Raw genomic sequence first — 25,218 nt, 5'->3', positions numbered from 1 at the left:
AGGTTAACCAATATCAGCAGATAAAATAAAGATAATCATTGGCGTTTTCGGCGTGAAACAGAGTGTTTCCAAAATGGAAACACCAATCACCCCCAGAACCCTGCCGCACGCAACTGCGTAGACGAAATATCGCGCATGGGAATTGTCACATAGCACCATGCCGGGGCATTCTGGCTGGCAAGCTGCAGGGCGCGCGCTGGCAAAACGCGACCGTCCGCATAAGCCCGCGCCGCCACCGAGGACAGCGCCGCGCGTTGCTGGCCGGGCCGGGCAATCACTGCCACAGGCACAGTTTCCATGATCCAGCGCCAGTTTTCCCAATGGTGAAACCCCGCCAGATTGTCCGCCCCCATGATCCAGACAAAACGGCGGCCGGGATAAAGCCGCATCAAGGCGCGCAGGGTATCGGCTGTGTAGCGCGTGCCCAGTCGCGCCTCGATGGTGGTGATGGTCACATGCGGGTGCGACATTAGCGCGGTGGCGCGCTGCACCCGCTGGGCCATGGGGGCAGGTCCGTTGGCCTTCAGGGGGTTGCCCGGCGACACCAGCCACCACACGCGGTCCAGCCCGAAGGCCCGCAGGGCGTGGCGTGTCACATGCGCATGCCCGTCGTGTGCGGGATCAAACGACCCGCCAAACAGGCCGATTGTGGCCCCTTTGGGCGCAGATGGCAAAAGATGGCGGGCAAGGGCAGACAGGGCGCAAACCTTATTGTTCACAAACAACAGCTTTGCGACATACGCGCGCCAAAGGACAAAGGCAAGCATCGCCATGCGACGCGGCATGGTGCGGGGCGCGTATCGGCAGGGAAAATATGGTACCGCCTCCCCGGCTTGAACGGGGGACCTCTGGATCCACAATCCAGCGCTCTAACCAACTGAGCTAAGGCGGCACTGCGGGCGATTTAGCGCTGCTGGCGGGTGAATGCAATAGGGCATGTGCTTGAAAATTCCATCCGCTGCGCGTATCGCCCTGTTACACCGCTTTGTCTGACCATACCAAAGGGTTTGCACATGACGGAACAAGGCACATCATGTGTCTTTATTGCAGCCAGTCTGACGTTGGGATCAGGCATAAACCAAAGGATGTGCACAATGGGAATCAATTCCGAAAGCGATATTTCCGCCAATCTTCAGATTGGTCCGACCACTATGGGGATGGTTCGCATCTATGTTGCGGGTGATGGAATTGACCTGCCGCTGGATTTCGACCCGGAAGAGGCCGAGGAAATCGCGCAGGAACTGCGCACCGCCGCAGCCGGTGCGCGTAAAATGGCGGAAGCCGCGAAATCGAAGAAAAAGTGACCGCGCGAAAAATCGCACATATACTTGAAACACAGGCAGGACAGGCGTCTTTGGGCCTGTCCTGCCAAGAACAGTCACACAAGGTCAGATCAGCATGATCCGCGCCATCCCGGTGGCAGGCTGATAATTGCAGCGCACTTCGATTTGTGTGCCACTGCGACTGACACGCAGCATGACGTCACGCGCTTCTTGTCCGTCCGGGCCAGTGACACTACGCGAGCCGGCCACGCCCTGCACATCCAAACCACGGTCCTGCCCGGCGGCGATACACGCCTGTTCCGCGCCAGCGCTGCCCATGGGTGGCACAGTGGTTTGCGGTGTGGCGGAAGGGGCCACACCACCGCGTGGGCCAGTGGCCATGGGCGCACCCATGCAGCCCGCAAGGCCCAAAACAAGGACAATGCCCCCGGTGATGCGTCCAATACGCTGAAACCGTGCTTTTGCCATTCTACTGCTCCAAATCCTGTCAGGTGCCCGCGTGCAACAGGTCTTCGGCTGCGGCGCGGGCGGCTTCAGTAATGGTATCACCCGACAGCATTCTTGCAATCTCTTGCACGCGGTCATCGGCGGAAAGCGGCACAACACGCGACAACGTGATATTGTCGTGAACCTGCTTTTCAACGCGCCAATGATGGGCCCCAAGGGCCGCAACCTGCGGGGAATGGGTAACAACCAGCACTTGCGCCCCTTGCGCCAGCGCGCGCAGCCTGCGCCCCACCGCATCGGCGGTGGCCCCGCCCACCCCGCGATCGATTTCATCAAAAATCATGGTCACACCGGACACGCCGCGCGCAAGGCACACTTTCAAGGCCAGCAAAAACCGCGACAATTCCCCGCCGGACGCGATTTTGGACAATGGGCCTGCGGGCGCGCCGGGGTTGGTCGCCACTTCGAATGTCACATTGTCCACGCCGTCGGGGCCGGGGTCATCACTGCTTAGGACAGTTGTGAACACGGCGCGGTCCAGCTTCAGCGGGGCCAGTTCGCGCGCCATATCGGCATCAAGGCGCTGCGCCGCAGCTTTGCGCGCGGCGCTTAGCGCAAGGGCCGCCGCATCATAGGCCGCGCGCGCATCCTGCTGGGCGCGCGCCAGTTCGGCCATGTTGCGCGCGCCGTTATCCAGCGCATCCAGCCGCTGGCGCAACCCGGCGGCAAAATCCCCCAGATCGTCGGGCAAAACCGAATGTTTGCGCGCCAGACCGCGCAGCGTGAACAGCCGATCTTCCACTGCTTCCAATTCCATGGGGTTGATGTCCAGCGCGTCAAGGCAGGCTTCAACACCGCTTTGCGCCTCGCCCAAGGCATCCATGGCGCGCGCCAGCGCTTCAAGTGGCGCGTCAAGGCGGCCTTCAACCTCGTCTGCGGCGCCTTCCAGCCAGCGCGTGGCGTCGACCAGCAGGCGTTCCGCCCCGTCCCCCGACAGTGCCGCAAGGGCGCGTGCCACATCGCCCTTCAGCTTTTGTGCGGCCTGCATCAGGCGGCGGCGGGAATCCAGCGCTGCTTCTTCGCCCGGTTCGGGGCCAAGCGCGTCAAGCTCGGCAACTGCATGGCGCAGAAAATCCTCCTCGGCACTGACTTCGGCCAAGCGGGCGGTTTCGGCTTCATAGGCTTTGCGGGCCTTGCGCAACGTGGTCCAGGCCGCACGCGTGGCGGCAATCTGGCTGGCAACACCGGCATAAGTGTCCAACAACTCGCGGTGCCCGCGCGGGTTCAGAAGGCCCCGGTCATCTTGCTGACCATGCAATTCAACCAGTGTTTCCGACAAGGCACGCAGCACCTCGCCCGACGCGCGGCGGTCATTGACCCATGCCGTCTTGCGCCCGTCGCGCGAATTCACACGCCGCAGCAACACAGTATCGGATTGCGCAAATCCCGCTTCGGACAGCACTGCTTGGGCAGGGTGGTCAGGGCCAAGCGCGAATTCAGCGACCACTTCGCCCTGATCAGCCCCTTGGCGAACCAGATCCGCGCGCCCGCGCCAGCCAAGCACAAAACCCAAACTGTCCAGCAAGATGGACTTGCCCGCGCCGGTTTCGCCAGTCAGCACATTCAGACCCGGCTGAAACGCAAGTTCCAGCCGGTCAATGATCAACATATCCCGAATATCAAGCGACAGCAGCATGAATGCCCCTAGAGTATGTCACGCAAATGCAGGACCCGATTTTGCGCAAAAAGACACGCAACATCAACAAGGCAGCGCATCTGGCGCAACCTGTGTGACCACAGCACGCGCCAGCCCGATGCCAATATGGGCAGTGTCAGATCCATTCCCCGCGCACCGCCTGACGATAGATGCGGCTTAACCAGCCTTCGCCACTATCCGCAGGCTGCAACCCCTGCCCTGTCAGCAGTGTGAAACTGTCCTGATAGAAGGGGTTCGCTTCAAAATTATAGCCCAGAATTGCCGCTGCAGTCTGCGCTTCGCCACGCAGGCCAAGGGACAGATACGCCTCTACCAGACGGTGCAGTGCTTCGGGCGTATGGGTGGATGTCTGGAAATCCTCAACCACAACACGGAAACGGTTAATGGCGGCATTAAAATTACCGCGCTTCAGGTAATAGCGCCCGATTTCCATTTCCTTGGCGGCCAGATGGTCAAAGGCCAGCTCGAATTTCAGCACTGCGGAACGGGCGTAATCCGTATCGGGGTAATCCTCGATCACGCGGCGCAAATGCTGCAAGGCCTGAAAGGTGATGCCCTGATCGCGGCCCACTTCATCGACCTGATCATAGAAGGACAGCGCCAGCAAATATGCCGCATAGGGCGCTTCTTCGTCATTGGGATACATATCAAGGAAGCGCTGCGCGGCGGCGCGGCTTTCTTCATATTCCCGCGCGCGATGGTGACCATAGGCTTGCATGATCAACGCACGGCGCGCCCATTCCGTGTAGGGATAAAGCCGTTCTATTTCCTGAAAATACCGCAAGGAGCCGGACACCCGGCGCGATGTTTCCAGTTCGTATTCACCGCGTTGAAAGATTTCTTCAGCAGTGAAGCCGGACAATGATTCGTCAGGGCCAGTATTGCGGTTGCAAGCCCCTAGCGCCGCCAGAAGTGCAATTGCTGTTGCGAAACCCCGAAAGCCTGCCCGCGAAATCATCTTGGCACTACCCCATCCCATCAAAGAGTGCCTTTGTCCTAGCACATAAAAAACCGGGGCGCAAAACGCCTTTTTGACCCTGCTTGCACCTGCACACACCCCAAGGGGATCATGCAGATAGCGGCAAATCCTTCCGGCTGATATTTGCACCGGGCAAACGCGCTGAACACTGCGCATCACAAGTGACAATTTCATAATTCCGGGCATCGGCAAACAGCGCCTGAAGCAACAGGCCCGTCAAGGCGTGACCAGCCTTGACGCCTTCATAGCGGCCAATAATCGGGTGGCCGGCAACATATAAATCCCCCATCGCGTCCAGCATTTTGTGGCGGACAGGTTCATCCGCGCGGCGCAACCCACCGGGCGTCAGGACAGTGCCACTGTCGAACACAACCGCATTGTCCAGCGTGCCCCCCAGCGCCAGACCATTGGCCTGCATCACCTCAACATCAGCGCGCATGCAAAATGTGCGGCAATCGCTAAGTTCCCGCAGGAACGCGCCGTTATACATTTGCAAGGACCGGCTTTGATGCCCGATGGCCTGATCCGCGAAATCAATCTCAAATGACAATTCAAACCCGTCAGACGGCGTCAGACTGGCGCGCGCGCCGCCACGTTCCACCGCGATCGGGCGCAGCACCCGCAAAACCCGCACAGGTGCATCGCATTCGGCCAGCCCCGCCGCCAGAATACGCGCCACAAACGGGGCAGCGCTGCCATCCAGAATAGGCACTTCCGGCCCGTCAATTTCAATCCGCAGATTATGAATTCCGCAGCCATGCAGGGCCGCCAGCAAATGTTCAATCGTGCTGACGCTGGCGCCATCTGTATTGCGCAGCACAGTGCACAAGCTGGCTTCCACCCAGTTTTCGGGGTGAACGGCTATGACATTGTCGCCCTGCGCAATGTCCACGCGAACGAAAGTCACGCCATGATCTGCCGCAGCCGGGCACAATACCAACCGCACAGGTGCGCCACTATGAAGCCCTGTGCCTGCTATGCTGACGGGTTTCGCTATCGTTTGTTGCATTCCATACCGCCGGATTGTTCGTATTTCACTACATCTTGCTGATGCTTGCCTGCACCTAACCATCAGGGGGCAGAAGGTGCAATTCACAGATTGTGACCCTTTGTAACAAACCATCGCGCTTTCGGCGGGTTCCCGCACACCCCGCGAGCACCCCTACAACACATTGTTTTTGCGTTAAAAAAAGACCGGCAAAAGCCGGTCTTTCCCGAAATATGTGCAAGATAAGTTACCGGATCAATTCGCCTGACGGCGCAGGAATGCCGGGATTTCTATTCTTTCATCCGATGCCGCAGGGGCGTGTTCTTCGTCATACTGGTGCATGGGCGGCGAAACACGGCGTTGGGCACTGGTGGCGGGGCCATCATTTCCGTGACCGGCCATGCGGCTGATCAAAGACCCGATCCCGAAACGCGACCCGCTGCGGTCTGCCTCGGGGGTGGGGGCAGGCATGGGCGCGGCGGGGCGGGCGCGCGGCGCCGCTTGCTCGGGCGCTTTTTGAACAGCGCGCTGCAACCGCGCCAGCGTTTCCGGTGAGGGCGTGCCCGCAGCGGGGCGGCGCGGTGCGGTAAACTGCGCAGACGGGTTCATGCTGTGGCCGTTGTCGATGACCGCATCAATATCGAACCCATCATCATGGCCGCGCTGGTCATAAGCGGGCGCATCATAGCGGTCATGCGCCACCGGGCGGGCATGTTGCGCGGGGTTTTCCCGCGGGAACGGGCTTGGGTGCTGCTCATAACGCTGCGTGGGGGCCTGCTGTTCAGGGTGGGCAGGGCGCATGGCTTCGCGTGTGAACAGGTTTTGCTGTTCGGGTTCGGCATAGGCGACCGGCTGTTCCATTTGCTGCGGCTGGTGTTGCGGTTGGTAATGCGGCTGCTGGGCCGGGGCCTGCGCGGCCACAGGGGCCGGCTGTTGTTCGGCCTGTTGCGGCGCGGGGCGCGCGGCGCGTTCCGGTGCGGGAACCGGGGTCGACAGGCTGCGGCGCGGCAGTTCCTCGGCCTGGGTGTTTTGCACAGCATCAATGCCCGTTGCCACAACCGACACACGAATTGCGCCCTCCATGGATGGGTCCAGTGTGGAGCCGACGATGATATTCGCCTCGGGGTCGACTTTCTCGCGGATACGGTTTGCCGCTTCGTCCAGTTCGAACAAGGTCAGGTCATAGCCACCTGTAATGTTGATCAGAACACCACGCGCGCCATGCAGGCTGATTTCGTCCAACAGCGGGTTGGCAATCGCTTTTTCGGCAGCCTGCACTGCGCGGTCTTCGCCCGTTGCCTCGCCCGTGCCCATCATGGCCTTGCCCATTTCGTCCATCACGGCGCGAACATCGGCAAAATCAAGGTTGATCAGGCCGGGGCGCACCATCAGGTCGGTCACGCCCTTGACGCCCTGATACAGCACATCATCCGCCATGGCGAAGGCTTCGGTGAAGGTGGTTTTTTCATTTGCCAGACGAAACAGGTTCTGGTTGGGAATGATGATCAGCGTATCAACGACCTTTTGCAGCGCTTCCACGCCTTCTTCGGCCTGACGCATGCGCTTGGCGCCTTCAAACTGGAAAGGCTTGGTCACCACGCCGACGGTCAGAACGCCCAGTTCGCGGGCGGCTTGCGCAATGATCGGGGCAGCGCCGGTTCCGGTGCCGCCGCCCATGCCCGCCGTGATGAAGCACATGTGCGACCCGGCCAGATGGTCGATGATTTCCTCAATGGTTTCTTCGGCAGCAGCGCAACCGACAGACGGGCGGGCACCAGCACCCAGACCTTCGGTGATTTTCACACCCATCTGAATGCGGCCGGGGGCCTTGTTTTGCTGCAGGGCTTGCGCGTCGGTATTGGCGACGACGAAATCAACCCCCTCCAACTGCTTGTCGATCATGTTATTGACCGCATTGCCCCCAGCGCCGCCCACGCCGAAAACCGTAATTCTGGGCGCCAATTCCTGATGAGTATCAGTTTCTACGAAATTCAATGCCATGATCACTCCGCCTCGTTTTTGCCGAACCCTACCGCCAATTTCCCGCGTCAGGGTGCTGGTTTTGCTTGAATCCTACAGTGCTTCGTTCCTGAGGTCATTAAAAAAGTCACTTTTCCACACCAAATATGGCAATTTTTTCATTCTGATTCGCTGGATTTCCACAAATGTGACACATCTGGCGCTTACCAATTGTCCCGGAACCATTTTACCGCGCGGCGCAGCGACCGCGCCGGGTAGTTTTGGGTCGGCAATTCGAAATCCCACCATTCATCTTGCGGGCTTGTGGCCAGCAGGCTTAACCCGACAGACCCCGAAAATGCAGGCCCTGATGCGGCTTGCGGCAGGCCACGCACGCGCACAGGACGCCCCAGCCGGACCTGTTGGCCGAAAATCCGCGCCGCCAGCCCGTCAATGCCCGGCACCTGCGCCCCGCCCCCTGTCAGAACCACCTGCTGGCTTGGCAGGCAGCCAAAGCCCGCAGCATCCAGCCGCGCGCGCACATCTTCAAGGATTTCTTCGATCCGGGGGCGCATGATGCCAATCAGTTCAGCACGGCTGACCGTGCGGCGGTCTTTTTCCCAATCGCCGGAATTGCCGCCAATTTCTATCATCTCGCGGTCATCCATGGACGTGGCCTGCACCCCGCCATGCACAGTTTTGATGCGTTCGGCGGTGGTCATATCCACCTGCAACCCCTTGGCAATGTCCAGCGTGACATGCGCGCCGCCCAGACGCACGGTATCGGTGAAAATCATGTGTTTTTTGATGAAGATGGACACCCCCGATGTGCCCGCGCCCAGATCGACACAGGCCGCGCCCAGTTCCTTCTCATCCTCGACCAGCGCGGCCATGCCGCTTGCATAGCTGCTGCCCGCAATCCCGGCCAGTTCCACATCGCAGCGTTTCAGGCAGTTGCAGATATTCTGCACAAGCGATGTGTCCACCGTGACCATATGCATATCGCAGGCCAGCCGCTGGCCGATCTGGCCGCGCGGGTCCGACAGGCCGGTGCGATGGTCCAGCGCAAAGTTGATGGGCTGCGCGTGCAACACATCACGCCCGACCCCGAAATCGGGCACGTCACACGCGGCCATGACACGCGATATGTCGTTTTCAACGACAGTGCTGCCTTCCACTTCGACTTCGCCGGCCAGACCATAGGACCGGGTTGCGCCACCCGATACGCAGACGATCACATGATCCACCCGCGTTTGTGCCATTTTCTGGGCGGCCTGCAGCGCTGTGCGCAACGCCGTCTCGGTTTCGGACATGGCGGCAATTTCGCCCAGACGCACACCGCGCGACCGCGTGGTGCCCGCCCCGATCACGCGAAACCCCGCCTGCCCGCCCAGATTGCCAATGCCTGCGGCCTTGGGTTCGGGGCCGGACGGGTCCACCTTCAACACAAGGGCCGCCACCTTGTAGGTGCCGATATCCAGAACCGCGATAACACCGCGCTGCATTGCTGCGCGGCGCATCTGCCGCATGGCCCGTTGAGAGGAGTAGGGATCAATCATTACTGCAATGCCTCCGTATTCTGAGATCGGATGTCGCGGATCGTTTCCATCGCACCCTCGCTTATTTGCAAGACCGGACGCGCAGGGTTGCGCATGTCAGCCGCGAGTATGTCGCGCGCCAGCACATCTTGCGCCTGTTCCAGCGCGATAACGTGTTCAAGCGCGGCAACAGCGCCCGCTTCGGGCAGTTTGATACGTTGGTCACGGTCCAGAACGACATCCCAGCGCCGTTCTCCCACCCGCACAAGCCCGCGCATACGGTCCCCCAGCGGGGTTGCCGCATCAAACAGCTCCAGCGCCTCGGGCACCTGTGCGCCGCCCCCTTCGCCCGCGATCACTGGCAGGTCAGGCAGCGCCCCGCGATCAGGCGCGAAGCCGATGCGCATGCCGTCAATGTCCAGCACTTCCAGACCATCGGCAGAGCGCCACAATATGGCAGGCACACGTTCGGTTATCGACACGGCCAGCACGCCATCAGACAACAGGCGCAGATCGGCCATCAGAATGGCATCCAGCAATTCAATCCGGCTGCGCAATTCATCAAGGTCCAGCCGCCACGACGATTTCGGCAATTCGGGGGTGATAACGCCCCGAATGGCCTGCTCAAGTTCCGGGGCCATATCTGGCAAGCGAAGCTCGGTCACCATGAAATCTGGCCGGTCAACGAAGGCGGAATAAATACCCTCTAGCTGTGCCGAAAGTGCCATGCGGCGCTCTGCGCTGGCCAACGTGACGCCAAGCGCCATAATGCAGGCGGCAGCGGGCAGGCCAATCGTGATGGCGCGGCGATAAAGCGGCGTCAACCAGACCCGCTGGATGCGATAGGAAAGCCGGCTGGGCAGATGCGTGGTGCGGCGTGGTTTACGGGCCAAGCCGGGGGCGCGCCCCTCGGGGGTGGGGGGCACGTCCCGCGCAGATGGAAACCGCGCAAGGTGACGCGCCTGACCGCGCCGCAACACATCGGGCCTGCCCCCGTCGACGGGTGCGTGGTCCGGGGGCATATGCGAGGCCGGTTCAACAGCCGCTTCACGGGCGCGCAGCGTGTCATCTAGCCGCGTGAAGCCATGTTGCGGCATGGACCGGGGGGGCGCCATATCAACCATGGACAACGGCACCGTTGGCCTGACCGGCACATCCGGCAAGGGAATTCCCGTCAGAATATCATCCTGGGCGTATTCATCTGCGCGCGTCGCCCCCAGATGGTCCCAGAAATTCATTTCCGGGGACAGCGCTGACAGGGGGGCATCGCCCTCGTGCCCATCGCTGTGATGGCTGGTCGCGCCATCCTCGTGGTGGGGGTCAAACGGCTCTAGCGGTCGCATGACGCATCCTCGACCATCCAGTGGCACAGGTCAGCGAAGCTCGTGCCGCAATGCGCCGCCTGTTCGGGCACAAGCGAAGTCGGCGTCATGCCCGGCTGGGTGTTCAGTTCCAGCACGATCAACCCGTCAAGGCCGCGCGTTTCATCCCAGCGAAAATCTGTCCGCGTCAGCCCACGGCACCCCAGAACCTGATGGGCGCGCAGCGCATAATCCAGACAGGCGGCGTGTATGTCGTCAGGGATGTCAGCGGGCAGAACATGATGCGACCCGCCAGGGCGATATTTCGCGTCATAATCATACCAGCCATCTGTGACAATATCCGTCACCGTCAGCGCGCGGTCCCCCATGACGGTGGTGGTCAGTTCACGCCCCGGCGCATAGGCTTCGACCATCACCTGCGCGGGCATATCAGCGGCCAGTTGCGGGGGCGCGTTCGCCCCTTCGGTGACCAGATACACACCGACGCTGGACCCTTCGTTATTGGGCTTGACCACATAGGGCGGGTCCATCAGATGGCGCGCCATCACATCTGCCTTGGGCGCGATCAGGCTGGGCAGAACCGGAAGACCGGCTGCCGCAAAGGCCGCTTTCGCGCGGTCCTTGTCCATCGCCAACGCAGAGGCCAGCACACCGGAATGCGTATAGGGAATGCGCAGCCATTCCAGAAGGCCCTGGACACAGCCATCTTCGCCAAACCGGCCATGCAAGGCATTGAACACGACATCAGGTGCAATATCTACCAGATGCTGCGCCACATCGCTGCGCGCATCCAGTTCGACCACTTCGTATCCCGCCACCCGCAGCGCCTGCGCGCATTCATGCCCTGACGACAGCGACACCTCGCGCTCAGCCGAGAGTCCGCCTTTCAGAACACATATTCGGGGGGCTGCCCTGCTCGACATGCCCATTCCCACTGCCTCTGGGCCGTTATGGCCCTTTTTGCCCCATTTTCGGGGTGTTTATTGTGTTTTCACTGCGCCTGATGCTAGTTCAACCTGCGGCAGTTTCATGTCAGGCAAGCTGTCACCGACCCGCATGATTTCCCAGTGTAGCGAAATACCGCGCGCTTGCAAAACCCTTTTTCGCACTTCTTCGCCCAATCCTTCCAATTCGGCGGCCGACGCGGTGCCTGTATTGATCAGGAAGTTGGGATGTTTGGGCGACATTTGCGCGCCGCCCATGCGCGCGCCGCGCAATCCCGCGTCTTCGATCACCTTCCAGGCCTTCAACTCATGGGTGTCATCTGCGCTGCCTGTGGAACTGAACCCGGCGGGGTTGCGGAAGGTGGACCCTGCGCTGCGGTCCTTGGTGGGTTGGGTTGCATCGCGGCGTGCCAGCTGGTCGCGCATGCGTGCATGAAGCATGTCAGGATCGCCCTGTGGCGCGTGAAACCGGGCTTGCGTGATGACCATGCCTTCGGGAAGACTGGATTGCCGGTAGCGAAGATCAAGGGCATTGGCAGGCAAAACGTGGCGCTGCCCTGTGCGGTCAATGACTGTGACATCAATCAGGTGGTCGGCAATATATGTGCCGTAACACCCCGCATTCATCCGCACCGCGCCGCCGATACTGCCGGGGATGGTGCGCAAAAACGTCAGATCGCGCCCCGCATCAGCGGCTTTGCGCGCAACATGGGCGTCCAGCGCGGCGGCCCCTGCGGTGATGGTGGCGCCCGGTTCAATAGCATTGAACCCGCGCCCCAACCGAATGACCACCGCGCGAATGCCCCCATCGCGCACAATCAGGTTGGACCCCACCCCCATGGGGAAAACGGCAATGTCAGGGGCCAACTGGCGCAGGAAAGCGCAAAGGTCATCTTCATCAGCGGGTTGGAACAACCAGTCGGCCGGCCCGCCGACACGCAACCATGTCAGCGTGTCCAGCGGTTTTTGCGGGGTCAACGTGCCACGCACGGGGATCATGTCAGGTGTCATGGCGTTGAATTAGGCACGAATGCGCGCTTTGTCCAGATGCAGGGCATGTATGGCTGACGGCGCGCGGTGCCGTTATGTCGGTGCCTCCGGCGGGAGTATTTGGGGCAAGATGAAGGTGTCGGGCGGGTCTGGGCGGAACTGGCGATCAACTCAGAAGGTGACGTTTCCATCCGTTGCTCAAGCCACGCCTGCAAGCTGTCGCGGACCGTGATCCAGGTCACATCCATGATTGCGGTCCTGCCAAGGCGCGGAGGGTGTCGCGGGATAGATGAAATTGAGCAGGGCGCATGGGCCGAAAGATAGCCTGCGCCCGCGCACCCTGTCCAGTGCCGCTAACGCAGCCGCAGATCCGCGTAATCGCCCTGCCCCTGATCCGAGATGAAGCGCAGGGTGTTTCCATCGCGCAGCACCAGCTGACAATTATAGGGATCGCCCGAACTGCCGAATTCCAGTGTGCGGCAGAAATAGCCATCGCGCCATTCCCACATGCCGCCCACGCGCATGCCAAACCCGCGCCCGGTGATCTGGCCCTGGGGCAGCACTTCCAGTCGGACGCCGAAGCGCGCCAGCTCGCGCCCCTCGACCAGCGCGCGAAAAGTGGCTTCATCGCGCACGGGCTGGAATTCGGCCATGGCCTGGAGCGGGGCACTGGCCAGAACTGCGACAAGCGAGATGATCAGGGTTTTCATGGCGATCCTCCGGTATCATTATGGGTATGATACGCAAGGATACGGCAACCGGATCACGCCAGTTTCGCCTTGGCGGTGGTCGGGCGCGGGGGTCGGCGGAAAACCGCCCGCAGATGAAACCGCAGGCTACAGGCCCAGAACGTCAAGCATGCAATACTCCCCTGCCGGTTGGGTCTGCAGCCAGATGGCAGCGCGAATGGCCCCGCGCGCGAACAAGGCCCTGTCAGACGCTACATGACGCAGCACGATCCGTTCACCTGGGCCGGCAAAGATGATGTCATGTTCGCCAATGTAATCCCCGCCGCGAATGGCGTGAAACCCGATGGCGCCCGCATCGCGCGGGCCTGTCATGCCATCGCGGCCACGGTCGGCCACTTCGGGCAGCATGACACCGCGCCCGCGCGCGGCCGCTTCGCCCAGCATCAGCGCTGTGCCAGATGGTGCGTCCACCTTGTGGCGATGGTGGGCCTCGATGATTTCAATATCGTAGTCAGTGTCCAGCGCTTGGGCGACCTGTTGCGTCAGCTTGACCAGAAGATTGACCCCAAGGCTCATGTTGCCCGCGCGCACGATGCGGCCTGTTTGCCCAGCACGCGCAATGGCGGCAAGATCGTCATCATCAAACCCTGTGGTGCCGATGACATGGGCAACCCCTGCTGCCGCAGCCTGCTGTGCCAATGCAACGGACACGTCCGGCGCGGTGAAATCCACAATAGCATCGGAGCATGCCAGCGCCTGTGCCAGATCATCGGTGACAATTACGCCGCGTTGCACCCCGCCCTGCACTGTGCCCAGATACTGCCCGATCCAGTCATGCCCCTGACGTTCCACCGCTGCCGCCAGAACGGCCAGATCGCTGTCTTCCACCAGTCGCAGCAACATTTGCCCCATGCGCCCGGACACGCCCATTATTGCTATGCGGACCATTTGCCCCACTCCTGACTTGATCACCATTTGGCGTCTTCCTAGCGCGTGATGCAGAAATTGGCAAAGCCTCGTTGCGCAAGCGCGCGGATTGACCTAAATGAAGCGCATGAGTGTAAAACGCCAGCATCAGGGCACAGGCCCGTCGCAACGCCAGCTTCGAGTGGCAGAACTGATCCGGCGCACGCTGTCAGAGGTGCTGGCGCGTGGGGATGTGCATGACCCCGACCTGTCGCGCATGCCCATCACCGTCAGCGAAGTGCGCACATCGACTGACCTGAAAATCGCCACGGCCTATGTCATGCCGCTTGGCGGCAAGGATCAGCACACTGCACTAAAGGCGCTTGCGCGCAACAAGGCGGAACTGCGCCATCTGGTGGGGCGGGAACTGACGCTGAAATACGCGCCGGACCTGCGCTTCAAGCTGGATGAAACATTTGACCGCATGGATGATACGCGTCGCCTGCTGGGACAGGACCGCGTTCAGCGCGATGTAAATGCCGCCGGGCATGATGACGATGCGGACCGCGATTAGGACAGGGCTTGGGGCCTTCGCGCTTTGGGCCTCGTTGCCCTTGGCCGCCGAGGCAGACTGCACCCGGACCGAATTTCAGGGCGCCAGCTTCACAACCTGCCTGGCACAGGCGCAGGATGATGTCCGCATGTTCCTGTATTCGGGTTCAGAACGGGTGTTTGGAACCTTCGCCACGGTGGATGACGCGTTGTCGCGCGACGGCAAGAAGCTGGCCTTTGCTATGAATGGCGGCATGTATCATACGGACCGCCGCCCTGTTGGCCTGTATATCGAAGATGGCGCGGAACTGGCGCGGCTTGTCACATCGGCGGGGCCGGGCAATTTCGGGTTGCTGCCCAATGGTGTGTTTTGCATTGAAGATGCGCGTTTCACTGTGATCGAAAGCCGCGCCTTCGCGCAAGCCCCCCTGCCCTGTCGCCATGCAACCCAGTCCGGCCCCATGCTGGTGATTGACGGCCAATACCACCCGCGCTTCCTTGAAGACAGCGACTCCCGCCTTATCCGCAATGGGGTGGGCGTGTCGCCGGATGGGGGGCGCGCGGCATTCGTTATTTCAAACACCCCCGTCAACCTGTTTGAATTCGCGCGGTTTTTCCGCGACTATCTGAATATGCCGCAAGCGCTGTATATCGACGGCAATGTGTCACGGCTGCATGCGCCCGAATTGCGGCGCTCGGATTGGGGTGCGATGCTGGGCCCGATTGTGGGCAAGGTTGTTGACGCGGGCAGGCCCGCCCAGTAGCAGGCGCGAAAGCAAACAAAAGGGCACATAATGGGACGCAAGCGCAAGGGGCGGGCAATATCGGGCTGGTTGGTGGTGGACAAGCCTGCAGGCATCACCTCCACAGCGGTGGTCAACAAGGTGCGCTGGGCGTTGCAGGCGCAAAAGGCGGGCCATGCGGGCACGCTGGACCCTGCTGCAACCGGTGTTCTGGCCATCGCACTGGGCGAAGCCACGAAAACCGTGCCCTATATTACCGACGCGCTGAAATGCTACCGCTTCATGGTGCGGCTGGGCCAGTCCACCACCACCGATGACGCCGAGGGCGCAGTGATCGCCACCAACGACCAACGTCCCGATGATGCCATGATAGACGCCGCGCTTGGTGCCTTTCGCGGGCAGATCGAACAGGTGCCGCCCCAGTTTTCCGCCGTCAAGGTCGAGGGTGAGCGCGCCTATGACATTGCGCGCGCGGGCGAGGAAATGGACCTTGCGGCGCGGCCCCTTTGGGTGGAACGGCTGGAACGTGTTGCCCGCCCGGATGCCGACCATGTGGAATTGGAAATGGTCTGCGGCAAGGGGGGCTATGTGCGGTCCATTGCGCGCGATCTTGGCGCGGCGCTGGGGTGTCTGGGGCATGTCGCATGGCTGCGGCGCACATGGTCGGGGCCGTTTGACGCCACGGACGGGCTGACGATGGACCAGATCGAGGCGATGGCCCAAAGCCCCGAACTGGACAGCCATCTGCGCCCGCTGGAAGAAGGGCTGGCCGATCTGCCCGAATTGCCTGCCACACCCGAAGGGGCCGCAAGGTTGCGCAATGGCAACCCCGGAATGGTGCTAACTGCCTCGGTCGGGTATGGGGACGAGGCCTGGGCCAGCTATCAGGGGCGCGCGGTCGCGGTTGGCATATACAAGGCGGGCGAATTGCACCCCAGTCGCGTGTTCAATCAGGACTGAAGGCGGGGCAGGAATGACAGAGCTGGGCGATGTTATCACCCGCAGCCATGTAAAAGGCGACGCCCCGTCTGTGGCCGTCTATTCCCGGTGCGAAGCGTTTCGCTATGTGCTGACACGCGAATGGGACGCCAGCGCAGGGCGTGTGCTGTTTGTCATGCTCAACCCGTCTACCGCAACCGAGGTCCAGAATGACCCCACGGTTGAACGCTGCGAACGCCGCGCGCGCGCGCTGGGGTTCGGTGCCTTCCGGGTGTGCAATATCTTTGCCTTTCGCGCAACTGATCCACGCGTCATGCGCGCCGCACCCGATCCGGTCGGGCCACTGAACAATGCAGCCATCGCACAAAGCGCCCCATGGGCCGACCAGATCATCTGCGCATGGGGCACACATGGCGCGCATATGGACCGCGGCGCGCAGGTTGAAACGCTGCTGCGTGCCACGGGGCGGGATTTATGGCATCTGGGGCTTAGCAAAGCGGGGCACCCGAAACACCCGCTATACATCGGGTATACTGTGCAACCAACGCTGTGGGACTCTGCAAGCTGAAATCTCTCGCAGTCGCGCGACACTCAACACCCTTATGATTGCGCCTGTCGCGTGAATGTGAAGACGCTACATTGCCTAGGGGAAAGCTTCGATATGCAAGGTGCTCATGCAGATATCAGAACTGAATGTTCCTGCCCATATATCATAGCGCCCCGTTTCTGCTGAACGCACGCGAATAACGGGGTCAATGCCATCGTCATCATCATTGAACAACCAGCTTCCACTGGGCGTATTGATCAGCAAAACCGTATCGCACCCTTCATCGCCGGTAATCTTGAAACGGATCATGCGATCCTTGTTGTTGCGTGTCAGGAACATGTTGAAATCCGGCTGGCGGGCAACATAGCCAGACCCGTCAAAACGCGAACAGTTCCACAATTCGACTGACCCGCCCGCCGCGACAGAATGCGTGCGTTCAGACCACAGGTCATCTTCGCTATAGCTTAGGTCGTATCGCGCTTCGATGGTGAAATCCGGGCAATCCTTGGCTGCTGCACCAGAAGATGACACTGCCAGCGCAACGCAGGCGGAAAGGATAAAACGCATAGTTCCCCCGAAAAAGCGATAATTACGCCCTATAAGCCCATAAGACCCGAGTGCACGCAAGTTCAAAAAAAGACAAATTCGACTATTTTCTACGCAAACGTATAACGACATCCACGCGCGAAATCTCGGCGCCATGGGGCGCGGATGGCAAGCGGGAAAAGGCCACTTCGCCTGACGGGGCGTCAGTCAGTTCTTGGCTGTCTTCCCAGAAATAATGCGGATGCTCTTCCACGCAGGTATCGAAATAGGACCGCGTCGCATCAACGGTGATTTCGTTCATCAGCCCCGCGTCACAAAAGGCACGCAAGGTGTTGTAGACAGTGGCCAGCGACACCGACTCTCCGCTGTCCTTGACAGCAAGAAACAGGCTTTCGGCGGTCACATGCCGGTCATGCCCGTCGCCCACCAGCAAACCCGCCAATGACAAGCGTTGCCGGGTGGGCCGCACACCTGCACGCGCCAGCCAGTCAGACCCTTTTTTCAGGGCTTCATCGTTCAATTGCGAAAAATCAGTATCCATAACCTGTATATAGGGCCTACCGGGCAGGAATTTCAAATGAAATTCACTTGCAACGGTTGCAATCTGTCATGATGCGCGGGCTTGCATGACTTTGCAGCACGATGCTAGAGGAAGAAAACCCATGCAGGAGAGTTTCATGTCCCAATTCCCGACATCCTTCGACAAAGAGGGCCTGCTGGCCTGTGCGCGCGGCGAATTGTTCGGACCGGGCAATGCGCAACTGCCAGCCCCCCCGATGCTGATGATGGACCGGATCACCGAAATCTCGGGCGATGGTGGTGCGCATGGCAAGGGCCATGTGGTGGCGGAATTCGATATTACGCCGGATCTGTGGTTCTTTGACTGCCACTTTCCGGGAAACCCGATCATGCCGGGCTGTCTGGGGTTGGACGGGTTGTGGCAGTTGACAGGGTTCAATCTGGGCTGGCGGGGCTGGCAGGGGCGCGGCTACGCGCTGGGGGTTGGCGAGGTCAAACTGACAGGCATGGTCCGCCCCGACCGCAAAATGTTGACCTACAAGGTGGATTTCACCAAGGCACTGCAAACACGCCGCCTGACCATGGGCGTTGCCGATGGCATTGTCGAAGCGGATGGCGAAGTCATCTATATCGTCAAGGATATGAAAGTCGCGCTGTCAGAAAGCTGAAGCGCAGATCCAACAACAGGGAGGGAGACGCCCATGCGTCGCGTTGTCATTACCGGGCTGGGGATCATCTCGCCCATCGGGAATTCTGCGGATGAAGTCACCGCCAGCCTGCGCGCGGGGCGGTCCGGCATTGTGTTTGCACCCGACTATGCCGAACACGGGTTTCGCAGCCAGATTCACGGCATGCCGCAAATCACGCTGGAAGATCATATCGACAAGCGTAACCTGCGCTTCATGGGGCCGGGTGCGGCCTATAACTTCTTGTCGATGGAACAGGCCATTGCCGATGCGGGCCTGGATGACAGCGATGTGTCGAATGAACGCACCGGCCTGATCATGGGGTCGGGGGGGCCGTCCACCTCGAACTTCTTTCAGGCGCATAAGATCGTCATCGAAAAAGGCAGCCCCAAGCGCATGGGGCCCTTCATGGTGACACGCTGCATGTCGTCGACAAACTCTGCCTGCCTTGCGACCCCGTTCAAGATCAAGGGTGTGAATTATTCCATCACTTCGGCATGTTCGACATCGGCGCATTGTATCGGAAATGGCACGGAACTGATTCAGATGGGCAAGCAGGACATCGTTTTCGCGGGGGGCGGGGAAGAACTGGACTGGACATTGTCGTGCCTGTTTGACGCAATGGGCGCCATGTCATCGAAATACAACGACGCGCCCGAAACAGCCGCGCGCGCCTTCGATGCCACGCGCGACGGGTTCGTGATTGGCGGCGGTGGCGGCGTTGTCGTGCTGGAAGAACTGGAACACGCCAGGGCGCGCGGCGCGAAAATCTATGCCGAAGTCACCGGCTATGGCGCCACGTCTGACGGGCATGATATGGTTGCCCCTTCTGGCGAAGGCGGGGAACGGTCCATGCGGCTGGCGCTGTCCACCCTGCCGCAGGGGCGCAAGGTCAGCTATATCAACGCACATGGCACATCCACCCCTGCAGGCGACGTCACCGAAGTGGAAGCGATCCGGCGCATTTTCGGTGAAGGGAAGGTGCCGCCCATTTCCTCTACCAAATCGCTGACTGGCCACAGCCTTGGGGCCACCGGCGTGCAGGAAGCGATTTATTCGCTGCTGATGATGCAGGGGCGTTTCATCACCGCATCGGCCAATGTCACGCAACTGGACCCCGCCATCCGCGAAGGCGAAATCGCAACCAGTCTGGTCGAGGATGTGGAACTGGATTCCGTGCTGTCCAACAGCTTCGGGTTCGGCGGCACCAACGCAACCCTTATCATGAGTGCGCTGCGTGACTGAGGGGCATGCCATGGCCGGCTTGATGGCCGGAAAACGCGGGTTGGTGATGGGCGTTGCCAATGAACGTTCCATCGCGTGGGGCATTGCCAAAGCAATGGCCGATCAGGGCGCGGAGCTTGCCTTCTCCTATCAGGGGGAGGCATTTGGCAAGCGGGTGGAACCACTTGCCACATCCGTGGGGTCCGACATTTTGCTGGATGTCGATGTCACGAATGAAGCGTCGCTTGATGCGTGCTTTGATGCGCTGAAAACGCGCTGGGGGACCATGGATTTTCTGGTCCATGCCATCGCGTTTTCCGACAAGGCGGAACTGACAGGTCGTTTCCGCGACACCAGCCGCGCCAATTTCAAGCATTCGCTGGAAATAAGCTGCTTCAGCTTCATCGATCTGGGGCGGCGCGCGGCGGAAATGATGCCCAATGGCGGCACCCTTCTGACGCTGACATTTCAGGGGTCCAACAAGGTGACGCCGTTTTACAACGTCATGGGCGTGGCCAAGGCGGCGCTGGAAAGTTCGGTGCGCTATCTGGCCAATGATCTGGGGCCAGAGGGGATTCGCGTCAACGCCATTAGCCCCGGCCCCATGAAAACCCTTGCCGGTGCCGCCATCGGGGGGGCGCGCAAGACCTATCGCCACACGGAAACCAACGCCCCCTTGCGCAGCAATGCGACATTGGACAGCGTGGGCGGCACAGCCGTTTATCTGGCGTCGGAGTACGGGGCGTTCACCACGGGCGAGATCATCCATGTCGATGGCGGGTTCCACGTCATGGGCATGCCGCAGGTCGACAATATCTGACGGCCATGGCAGATACGGCAGACAGGGGGCATTCGGCCCCCTGCTTTCATTTCAGCGCATAGCCGCCCGCCCGCCCAGCCAATACCCCAGCGCGACACCCCCAATCCACACCACAAGCGACACTGCGCCATATCCCAAACCCGCGACGATACTGTGTTCCAGCAACATCAGCACCTCTAGCGAGAATAGCGAGAAGGTGGTGAACCCGCCGCAAAACCCGGTCATCAACAACGCTGTGACAATGGGGGACAACGCGCGCGTGGCCAGATAGCCGATAAGCGCCGCGCCAAGCGCATTCGCGGCCAGCGTGGCCAGAAAGACCGCATCCGGCAGCATATGCAGGGCCGTCAGGCTGCAACCAATGCGCGCGCCGGTGCCCACCGCCCCACCAAGGCCCACCGCAAGAAGCGTGCCCCGCACCCCTAGCCCCCCCAAACCGCCAACAGCCACCCCCCCAGACCCACGCCCAGCCCCGCCACAACCGGACCGGATACCGCAGACCCCAGCGCAGTCGCGCAAGCCGCGCGCCGATCCCCGGCCCGCCACAGTGTCAGCGTTTGTAGCGCAAGCGTTGAAACGGTGGTGTAGCCCCCCAGCACACCAAGCGTGAACACCGCAAGCACCGGCGGGGCATCTGCCGCAACAGCCGATAACGTGGCACTGCCCGCCCCCGCCAGAAGCGCCCCGAAGGCCAGTCCCAGTGCAGCGCTGCCCGTCAGGTTCACCACCAGCGTGGCCCATGCCACATGCACACGTCGCCCCAGCCATGATGACAGCGCCGCGCGCGCAATCGCGCCCAGCCCGCCACCAAGGGCCACAATACCTAGAAGGGTCATATCCGCCTGCATGGGCAAGCTATACCCTGCTTGCCCATGCAGGGGAATGCGTCCGGTCAGTCCTGCGCACGCAAAATGCGCGCCGGGCGCACCGCAAGCGGGCGCAGTGCGAATGCCAGCCCTGCAAGCAGTGTTGCCAGCACACCACCAGCTATGATCGCAATCGCCGGCACCCATTCGAATTGATAGCTGGCCTCCATCACAAACCGCATCACGGCCCAGCTGGCCAGCGCGCCTGCGCCCAGCGCGACACTGCCCGCCGCAGCGCCCATCAGCGCAGACCGCAGCGCGAAACTGGCCAGAATGCCACGCCGCGACGCGCCAAGGGTTTTCATCACAGCCGCTTCAAACACGCGCGCGCGTTCGCCCGCCGCCGCCGCCCCGATCAGCACGACAAACCCCGTCAACAATGTGGCAAGGGCGGCAAAACTGGTGGCGGTGGCCATGCTGGACAAGGCTTCAGTCACCCGTTCCGCCGCTTCGCGCACGCGGATCGCGGTAATATTGGGGAATGCGTTCGACAAATCGCGCAAAATGGCCCCTTCGGCGGCTTCTGCGGCATAGACGGTGGCAATATGCGTATGCGGGGCGGAACTTATGGGCTGGGGGGACATGACCATCACAAACCCGATTCCGCCAGTCGAAAAATCGACTGTGCGGAAACTGGCGATTGTGGCAGTAATGTCGCGGCCAAGGATGTTGACAGTTACCGTATCGCCCAGCGACAGCCCCAGTTCCTGCGCTTCCTCAAGGGCGAAACTGACCAACGGCGGGCCGCTGTAATCGTCAGCCCACCATTCGCCCGCAACCAGTTCCGCGCCCTGTGGCAATGCCGCGGAATAACTGACGCCGCGATCCCCGCGCAGAACCCAATGCCCCGCCGCCGGATGGTCGCGCGACGGAATGCCGTTCAGCGCCGTGACCACACCGCGCAACATGGGGGCAGTCTGCACATCGGTGACATTGTTATCCTGCGCCAGCCGCTCCAGAAACCCGTCAAGCTGGGTGTTCTGGATATCAAGGAAAAAGTAGCTGGGCGCGCGGTCGGGCAGATCAGTGGTAATGGCGCGGCGCAGGTTGTTGTCAATCTGCCCCACAGCGGCCAGCACTGTCAGCCCCAGCCCCAGCGACACAATGACTGCCCCTGCCCCTTCGCGCGGGTTGCCGATCGCGCCCATCGCCATGCGCAAGGCGGTGTGCCCGCGCAGGCTACGCGCGCGGGCCGCGCGGCGCGCTACCGCGCGCACGCCCCACGCCGCCAGTGCCAGCACAGCCAACGCCCCGATCACCCCCCCTGCCGTTGCAAGGGCCAGCATCGGCACCGCCGCAAAACCTGCCGCCACCGCCACAAGCACCGCGACAAGGGCCAATGTGACCAGCATATAGGGCCAGCGCGGCCTGCCTTGGGCAGCAATGTCAAGGCCACGGAAAATGACCGCTGCACGCACATTTTCGGTACGCGCCAAGGGCCACAGGGTGAAAATCAGCGCGGTCAGCGCGCCATAGATCGCGGCCTCCAGCAATGCGGGGGGGTGCAGGCCGATCTGCAGGTCAATGGGCAACTGGTCCGCCACCAGCGGCGCCACAGCAAACGGCGCAGCCGCCCCCAACGCCAGCCCCAGCACCAACCCCAGCGCCGTGAGAACCCCGATTTGCATCAGGTAGACCGCAAGGATGGTGCGGCTTTCGGCCCCAAGGGTTTTCAGCGTGGCAATCACATTCGTCTTGCCATCCAGATAGGTGCGTACTGCCGCAGACACGCCCACCCCGCCTACGGCCAGACCGGCCAGGCCCACCAGCACAAGGAAGGACGACACCCGTTCGATGACACGCTGCACCTGTGGTGCGGCATTGCGGCTGTCACGCCAGCGCATGCCCGCGCCGTCAAACTGGCGGTTGACCACTGCGCGCGCCTGATCCAGATCACGCCCGTCCAGAAGCATGCGGTAATTCACCTCATACAACGTGCCGGGGCCAAGCAGGCCCGCATCTTGCAGCGCGTCTGACCTGACAATCGTGCGCGGCCCAAACCCGAAATTCGCGCCCATCCCGTCAGGTTCGCGGGTCACATGCGCCGTCAGGCGAAATTCCTGCACGCCAAGGCGGAACACATCGCCAATTTGCAAATCCAGCCGTTCGGCCAGGATGCGTTCCATCACGCCGCCGGGCAGGCCATCCTGCACGGCCAATGCCTGTTCCAGCGGGATTTCAGGGTCAAGCCCGACACTGCCCACCAGCGGATAGGCCCCGTCCACCCCCTTGACCTGCGTGACCGAGCGTTCGGCGCTGTCCCCCTGCCCGGCCACGGCCATGGAGCGGAAATCCACCACCTCGGACACATCGCCCGCGAACCCGTCAATCCAATCGCGTTCATCCTGTGTGGCAAAACGGTAGGTCATGCGCAGTTCCGCATCGCCGCCCAGAAGCGTGGCCCCTTCGCGCGCCAGCGCAGTATCGATGGCACCGCGCACGGACCCCACAGCCGCAATCGCACCGACACCCAGCGCCAGACAGGCCAGAAATACCCAGAACCCGCGCAACCCGCCGCGCAATTCGCGCCGCGCAATCGCCCATGCCACGCGCATCATTCGGCGGCCCGTGCGGTTGCGCGGTCTTCGCCTTCAATGCGGCCATCGGCCAGCCGGATAACACGGTCACAGCGCGCTGCCAGTTCCGGCGCATGGGTCACAAGAATAAGCGTGGCCCCGTGCCTGTCGCGCAGCTCGAACAGCATTTCCATAATGGCTTGCCCGTTGACCCCGTCCAGATTGCCGGTCGGTTCATCGGCCAGCAATATTTCGGGGCGCGGGGCGGCCGCACGCGCAAGTGCGACACGCTGCTGCTCGCCGCCTGACATTTGCGCGGGGTAATGGTCCATCCGGTGGCCAAGCCCCACAGCGCGCAATTCCTCCGCCGCGCGGTCAAACGCATCACGCTTGCCCGCCAGTTCCAGCGGCGTTGCCACATTTTCCAGCGCAGTCATTGTCGGGATCAGGTGGAAAGACTGGAACACAACCCCCATATGTGACCTGCGAAACCGGGCAAGGGCATCTTCGTTCAGCGCGGTCAGATCATGGCCAAGCGCCGAAACCTGACCAGACGTGGCACGTTCCAGCCCGCCCATAAGCATCAGGAGCGACGATTTGCCAGACCCCGAAGGCCCGACCAGACCCACGGTTTCCCCGCGCGTGACATCCAGTGTGATGGCGCGCAAAATCTCGACCGGCCCGGCATTGCCTTGCAGGGTCAATCCCGTATCCTTGAGCGAGAGTATAATGTCAGTCATCAAATCCGTCCTTTGCGTGCCCCTGAGGTATTCATATGGGGTTCCTGCCCTGTTCGGCAAGCGCTGCGGTGCAGCGGTTGCCAGCCTAACGCTGGCGCTGGGCCTTTCCGTCGCGCCCGCCGTTGCAGAACCGCTGCGCCTTGTGGCACTTGGCGATTCCCTGACCCAAGGCTATGGCTTGCCCGCCGATGAAGGGTTCGTGCCGCAATTGCAGGACTGGCTGAATGCACAAGGGCATGACGTGATCGTGATCAATGCGGGGGTGTCGGGGGACACAACCGCGGGTGGCTTGGCGCGACTGGACTGGACATTGGCCGAACCTGTGGACGCAATGCTGGTTACATTGGGCGGCAATGACCTGTTGCGCGGCATTGACCCCGCCGCCAGCCGGGCCAATCTGGATGCTATCCTTGCGCGATTGCAGCAAGAAGATATTCCCGCCATGCTGGCCGGTATGCCCGCGCCGGGCAATTACGGCCCGGAATTCCGCGACGCGTTCAATCGCATGTATCCCGAACTGGCCGACGCATACGACGTGGCACTGGTGCCCAATTTCATGCAACCCATGACCGACAAGGCCGATGCGGGGGCCAGCTTCACTGACCTGATGCAAGGGGACCATATCCACCCCAATGCAGACGGGGTTGCGTTGATTGTCGAAAGCATCGGACCCAGTGTCGCGGCGTTTCTGGAAACTGTTGCGCCCGCAACACCATAAGCGGCGCGCATAGCGAACAGTTGTGCAGCTTGAAACTTGT

General features: G+C 61.5%; 27 protein-coding genes and 1 tRNA gene. 9 read left to right on the top strand and 19 right to left on the bottom strand.

Features of this window, described 5'->3' with window-relative positions:
• Window positions 1-86 precede the first annotated feature (86 nt).
• Together ACTZWY_RS00455 and ACTZWY_RS00450 are read right to left on the bottom strand one after the other, a co-directional pair.
• Window positions 87-719, bottom strand: coding sequence for a nicotinate-nucleotide adenylyltransferase (locus ACTZWY_RS00455; RefSeq protein ID WP_444788699.1), 633 nt, complete (start codon window positions 717-719; stop codon window positions 87-89).
• A 96-nt stretch (window positions 720-815) separates the two neighbouring features.
• Window positions 816-892, bottom strand: a tRNA-His gene (locus tag ACTZWY_RS00450).
• A 202-nt stretch (window positions 893-1,094) separates the two neighbouring features.
• On the opposite strand from ACTZWY_RS00450, the gene ACTZWY_RS00445 reads away from it, so the two are divergent.
• Window positions 1,095-1,304 carry a DUF6324 family protein gene (locus ACTZWY_RS00445; RefSeq protein WP_277804762.1) on the top strand — a complete coding sequence of 70 codons (210 nt, stop codon included), beginning with the start codon at window positions 1,095-1,097 and terminating at the stop codon, window positions 1,302-1,304.
• 84 nt (window positions 1,305-1,388) lie between these two features.
• On the opposite strand, the gene ACTZWY_RS00440 is transcribed toward ACTZWY_RS00445, so the two are convergent.
• The 11 genes from ACTZWY_RS00440 to dapB form a co-directional block, all read right to left on the bottom strand.
• Window positions 1,389-1,751 (bottom strand): hypothetical protein, encoded by a 363-nt coding sequence (locus ACTZWY_RS00440; RefSeq protein WP_444788698.1) that lies wholly within the window; start codon window positions 1,749-1,751, stop codon window positions 1,389-1,391.
• Window positions 1,752-1,770: 19 nt separating this feature from the next.
• The gene (recN, locus tag ACTZWY_RS00435; RefSeq protein WP_444788697.1) at window positions 1,771-3,426 is read right to left on the bottom strand and encodes a DNA repair protein RecN; all 1,656 of its coding nucleotides are present in this window, start codon (window positions 3,424-3,426) and stop codon (window positions 1,771-1,773) included.
• 136 nt (window positions 3,427-3,562) lie between these two features.
• On the bottom strand, window positions 3,563-4,426 hold the full coding sequence (locus ACTZWY_RS00430; protein WP_444788696.1) for an outer membrane protein assembly factor BamD: 864 nt from the start codon (window positions 4,424-4,426) through the stop codon (window positions 3,563-3,565).
• 88 nt (window positions 4,427-4,514) lie between these two features.
• Window positions 4,515-5,435: a UDP-3-O-acyl-N-acetylglucosamine deacetylase gene (gene lpxC / locus ACTZWY_RS00425; protein ID WP_444788695.1), complete on the bottom strand. Its 921-nt coding sequence runs from the start codon at window positions 5,433-5,435 to the stop codon at window positions 4,515-4,517.
• A 234-nt stretch (window positions 5,436-5,669) separates the two neighbouring features.
• The gene (gene ftsZ, locus ACTZWY_RS00420; protein ID WP_444788694.1) at window positions 5,670-7,415 is read right to left on the bottom strand and encodes a cell division protein FtsZ; all 1,746 of its coding nucleotides are present in this window, start codon (window positions 7,413-7,415) and stop codon (window positions 5,670-5,672) included.
• Window positions 7,416-7,597: 182 nt separating this feature from the next.
• The gene (ftsA, locus tag ACTZWY_RS00415) at window positions 7,598-8,932 is read right to left on the bottom strand and encodes a cell division protein FtsA (protein ID WP_444788693.1); all 1,335 of its coding nucleotides are present in this window, start codon (window positions 8,930-8,932) and stop codon (window positions 7,598-7,600) included.
• On the bottom strand, window positions 8,932-10,254 hold the full coding sequence (locus ACTZWY_RS00410; RefSeq protein ID WP_444788692.1) for a cell division protein FtsQ/DivIB: 1,323 nt from the start codon (window positions 10,252-10,254) through the stop codon (window positions 8,932-8,934). Before ACTZWY_RS00410 ends, ftsA begins: the two co-directional genes overlap by 1 nt.
• Entirely contained in the window at window positions 10,242-11,162 is a 921-nt protein-coding gene (locus ACTZWY_RS00405; protein WP_444788691.1) for a D-alanine--D-alanine ligase, read from the bottom strand. Before ACTZWY_RS00405 ends, ACTZWY_RS00410 begins: the two co-directional genes overlap by 13 nt.
• A gap of 51 nt (window positions 11,163-11,213) precedes the next feature.
• Window positions 11,214-12,176, bottom strand: coding sequence for a UDP-N-acetylmuramate dehydrogenase (murB, locus tag ACTZWY_RS00400; RefSeq protein ID WP_444788690.1), 963 nt, complete (start codon window positions 12,174-12,176; stop codon window positions 11,214-11,216).
• 344 nt (window positions 12,177-12,520) lie between these two features.
• Complete coding sequence (locus ACTZWY_RS00395) at window positions 12,521-12,877, bottom strand: dihydrodipicolinate reductase (RefSeq protein WP_444788689.1); 357 nt, start codon at window positions 12,875-12,877, stop codon at window positions 12,521-12,523.
• Between the two features lie 126 nt (window positions 12,878-13,003).
• On the bottom strand, window positions 13,004-13,804 hold the full coding sequence (gene dapB, locus ACTZWY_RS00390; RefSeq protein WP_444788688.1) for a 4-hydroxy-tetrahydrodipicolinate reductase: 801 nt from the start codon (window positions 13,802-13,804) through the stop codon (window positions 13,004-13,006).
• A gap of 106 nt (window positions 13,805-13,910) precedes the next feature.
• Here dapB and rbfA point away from each other — a divergent pair, with 106 nt between their 5' ends.
• Genes rbfA through ACTZWY_RS00370 form a run of 4 tightly spaced genes read left to right on the top strand, consistent with a single transcriptional unit; the run spans window position 13,911 to window position 16,564 of the window.
• Window positions 13,911-14,336, top strand: coding sequence for a 30S ribosome-binding factor RbfA (rbfA, locus tag ACTZWY_RS00385; RefSeq protein WP_444788846.1), 426 nt, complete (start codon window positions 13,911-13,913; stop codon window positions 14,334-14,336).
• Window positions 14,314-15,078, top strand: coding sequence for a phosphodiester glycosidase family protein (locus ACTZWY_RS00380; RefSeq protein WP_444788845.1), 765 nt, complete (start codon window positions 14,314-14,316; stop codon window positions 15,076-15,078). The genes rbfA and ACTZWY_RS00380 overlap by 23 nt, the downstream gene beginning before the upstream one ends.
• A gap of 30 nt (window positions 15,079-15,108) precedes the next feature.
• Window positions 15,109-16,017 (top strand): tRNA pseudouridine(55) synthase TruB, encoded by a 909-nt coding sequence (gene truB / locus ACTZWY_RS00375; protein WP_444788687.1) that lies wholly within the window; start codon window positions 15,109-15,111, stop codon window positions 16,015-16,017.
• Between the two features lie 13 nt (window positions 16,018-16,030).
• Entirely contained in the window at window positions 16,031-16,564 is a 534-nt protein-coding gene (locus ACTZWY_RS00370) for a DUF1643 domain-containing protein (protein ID WP_444788686.1), read from the top strand.
• 75 nt (window positions 16,565-16,639) lie between these two features.
• Here ACTZWY_RS00370 and ACTZWY_RS00365 read toward each other — a convergent pair whose 3' ends face one another.
• Both ACTZWY_RS00365 and irr read right to left on the bottom strand, forming a co-directional pair.
• On the bottom strand, window positions 16,640-17,110 hold the full coding sequence (locus ACTZWY_RS00365) for a hypothetical protein (protein WP_444788685.1): 471 nt from the start codon (window positions 17,108-17,110) through the stop codon (window positions 16,640-16,642).
• Between the two features lie 82 nt (window positions 17,111-17,192).
• On the bottom strand, window positions 17,193-17,630 hold the full coding sequence (gene irr, locus ACTZWY_RS00360) for a Fur family transcriptional regulator Irr (protein ID WP_444788684.1): 438 nt from the start codon (window positions 17,628-17,630) through the stop codon (window positions 17,193-17,195).
• 136 nt (window positions 17,631-17,766) lie between these two features.
• Here irr and fabA point away from each other — a divergent pair, with 136 nt between their 5' ends.
• The 3 genes from fabA to ACTZWY_RS00345 are packed head-to-tail and all read left to right on the top strand — an operon-like array spanning window position 17,767 to window position 20,338.
• Window positions 17,767-18,276 carry a bifunctional 3-hydroxydecanoyl-ACP dehydratase/trans-2-decenoyl-ACP isomerase gene (gene fabA / locus ACTZWY_RS00355; RefSeq protein WP_444788683.1) on the top strand — a complete coding sequence of 170 codons (510 nt, stop codon included), beginning with the start codon at window positions 17,767-17,769 and terminating at the stop codon, window positions 18,274-18,276.
• 33 nt (window positions 18,277-18,309) lie between these two features.
• Window positions 18,310-19,539 (top strand): beta-ketoacyl-ACP synthase I, encoded by a 1,230-nt coding sequence (gene fabB, locus ACTZWY_RS00350; protein ID WP_444788682.1) that lies wholly within the window; start codon window positions 18,310-18,312, stop codon window positions 19,537-19,539.
• A 10-nt stretch (window positions 19,540-19,549) separates the two neighbouring features.
• Window positions 19,550-20,338, top strand: a complete 789-nt coding sequence (locus ACTZWY_RS00345) for an enoyl-ACP reductase FabI (RefSeq protein ID WP_444788681.1) — start codon at window positions 19,550-19,552, stop codon at window positions 20,336-20,338.
• Window positions 20,339-20,389: 51 nt separating this feature from the next.
• On the opposite strand, the gene ACTZWY_RS00340 is transcribed toward ACTZWY_RS00345, so the two are convergent.
• From ACTZWY_RS00340 to ACTZWY_RS00325, 4 genes are read right to left on the bottom strand one after another with little or no spacing between them, the layout of a single operon-like run.
• On the bottom strand, window positions 20,390-20,758 hold the full coding sequence (locus ACTZWY_RS00340; RefSeq protein WP_444788680.1) for a fluoride efflux transporter FluC: 369 nt from the start codon (window positions 20,756-20,758) through the stop codon (window positions 20,390-20,392).
• Between the two features lie 2 nt (window positions 20,759-20,760).
• Window positions 20,761-21,174, bottom strand: coding sequence for a fluoride efflux transporter FluC (locus ACTZWY_RS00335; RefSeq protein WP_444788679.1), 414 nt, complete (start codon window positions 21,172-21,174; stop codon window positions 20,761-20,763).
• Between the two features lie 56 nt (window positions 21,175-21,230).
• Window positions 21,231-23,759: an ABC transporter permease gene (locus tag ACTZWY_RS00330; protein ID WP_444788844.1), complete on the bottom strand. Its 2,529-nt coding sequence runs from the start codon at window positions 23,757-23,759 to the stop codon at window positions 21,231-21,233.
• Window positions 23,759-24,460 carry an ABC transporter ATP-binding protein gene (locus ACTZWY_RS00325; protein ID WP_444788678.1) on the bottom strand — a complete coding sequence of 234 codons (702 nt, stop codon included), beginning with the start codon at window positions 24,458-24,460 and terminating at the stop codon, window positions 23,759-23,761. The genes ACTZWY_RS00330 and ACTZWY_RS00325 overlap by 1 nt, the downstream gene beginning before the upstream one ends.
• On the opposite strand from ACTZWY_RS00325, the gene ACTZWY_RS00320 reads away from it, so the two are divergent.
• On the top strand, window positions 24,450-25,178 hold the full coding sequence (locus ACTZWY_RS00320; RefSeq protein ID WP_444788677.1) for an arylesterase: 729 nt from the start codon (window positions 24,450-24,452) through the stop codon (window positions 25,176-25,178). The genes ACTZWY_RS00325 and ACTZWY_RS00320 overlap by 11 nt on opposite strands.
• The last annotated feature ends 40 nt before the right edge of the window (window positions 25,179-25,218 follow it).

Origin of the sequence: Roseinatronobacter sp. NSM (assembly GCF_052379845.1) — a bacterium.
Classification (GTDB): Bacteria; Pseudomonadota; Alphaproteobacteria; order Rhodobacterales; family Rhodobacteraceae; genus Roseinatronobacter.
The sequence above is the reverse complement of the archived record's forward strand: the minus strand, read 5'-3'. Positions and strand labels throughout refer to the sequence as shown.

Bases quoted from the DNA above. Each gene is read 5' to 3' on its own strand.
- ACTZWY_RS00445 (WP_277804762.1), top strand. From the start codon at position 1,095: ATGGGAATCAATTCCGAAAGCGATATTTCCGCCAATCTTCAGATTGGT.
- ACTZWY_RS00440 (WP_444788698.1), bottom strand. From the start codon at position 1,751: ATGGCAAAAGCACGGTTTCAGCGTATTGGACGCATCACCGGGGGCATT.
- recN (WP_444788697.1), bottom strand. From the start codon at position 3,426: ATGCTGCTGTCGCTTGATATTCGGGATATGTTGATCATTGACCGGCTG.
- ACTZWY_RS00430 (WP_444788696.1), bottom strand. From the start codon at position 4,426: ATGGGATGGGGTAGTGCCAAGATGATTTCGCGGGCAGGCTTTCGGGGT.
- lpxC (WP_444788695.1), bottom strand. From the start codon at position 5,435: ATGCAACAAACGATAGCGAAACCCGTCAGCATAGCAGGCACAGGGCTT.
- ftsZ (WP_444788694.1), bottom strand. From the start codon at position 7,415: ATGGCATTGAATTTCGTAGAAACTGATACTCATCAGGAATTGGCGCCC.
- ftsA (WP_444788693.1), bottom strand. From the start codon at position 8,932: ATGATTGATCCCTACTCCTCTCAACGGGCCATGCGGCAGATGCGCCGC.
- ACTZWY_RS00410 (WP_444788692.1), bottom strand. From the start codon at position 10,254: ATGCGACCGCTAGAGCCGTTTGACCCCCACCACGAGGATGGCGCGACC.
- ACTZWY_RS00405 (WP_444788691.1), bottom strand. From the start codon at position 11,162: ATGGGCATGTCGAGCAGGGCAGCCCCCCGAATATGTGTTCTGAAAGGC.
- murB (WP_444788690.1), bottom strand. From the start codon at position 12,176: ATGATCCCCGTGCGTGGCACGTTGACCCCGCAAAAACCGCTGGACACG.
- ACTZWY_RS00395 (WP_444788689.1), bottom strand. From the start codon at position 12,877: ATGAAAACCCTGATCATCTCGCTTGTCGCAGTTCTGGCCAGTGCCCCG.
- dapB (WP_444788688.1), bottom strand. From the start codon at position 13,804: ATGGTCCGCATAGCAATAATGGGCGTGTCCGGGCGCATGGGGCAAATG.
- rbfA (WP_444788846.1), top strand. From the start codon at position 13,911: ATGAGTGTAAAACGCCAGCATCAGGGCACAGGCCCGTCGCAACGCCAG.
- ACTZWY_RS00380 (WP_444788845.1), top strand. From the start codon at position 14,314: ATGACGATGCGGACCGCGATTAGGACAGGGCTTGGGGCCTTCGCGCTT.
- truB (WP_444788687.1), top strand. From the start codon at position 15,109: ATGGGACGCAAGCGCAAGGGGCGGGCAATATCGGGCTGGTTGGTGGTG.
- ACTZWY_RS00370 (WP_444788686.1), top strand. From the start codon at position 16,031: ATGACAGAGCTGGGCGATGTTATCACCCGCAGCCATGTAAAAGGCGAC.
- ACTZWY_RS00365 (WP_444788685.1), bottom strand. From the start codon at position 17,110: ATGCGTTTTATCCTTTCCGCCTGCGTTGCGCTGGCAGTGTCATCTTCT.
- irr (WP_444788684.1), bottom strand. From the start codon at position 17,630: ATGGATACTGATTTTTCGCAATTGAACGATGAAGCCCTGAAAAAAGGG.
- fabA (WP_444788683.1), top strand. From the start codon at position 17,767: ATGTCCCAATTCCCGACATCCTTCGACAAAGAGGGCCTGCTGGCCTGT.
- fabB (WP_444788682.1), top strand. From the start codon at position 18,310: ATGCGTCGCGTTGTCATTACCGGGCTGGGGATCATCTCGCCCATCGGG.
- ACTZWY_RS00345 (WP_444788681.1), top strand. From the start codon at position 19,550: ATGGCCGGCTTGATGGCCGGAAAACGCGGGTTGGTGATGGGCGTTGCC.
- ACTZWY_RS00335 (WP_444788679.1), bottom strand. From the start codon at position 21,174: ATGACCCTTCTAGGTATTGTGGCCCTTGGTGGCGGGCTGGGCGCGATT.
- ACTZWY_RS00330 (WP_444788844.1), bottom strand. From the start codon at position 23,759: ATGCGCGTGGCATGGGCGATTGCGCGGCGCGAATTGCGCGGCGGGTTG.
- ACTZWY_RS00320 (WP_444788677.1), top strand. From the start codon at position 24,450: ATGTCAGTCATCAAATCCGTCCTTTGCGTGCCCCTGAGGTATTCATAT.
- ACTZWY_RS00325 (WP_444788678.1), bottom strand. From the start codon at position 24,460: ATGACTGACATTATACTCTCGCTCAAGGATACGGGATTGACCCTGCAA.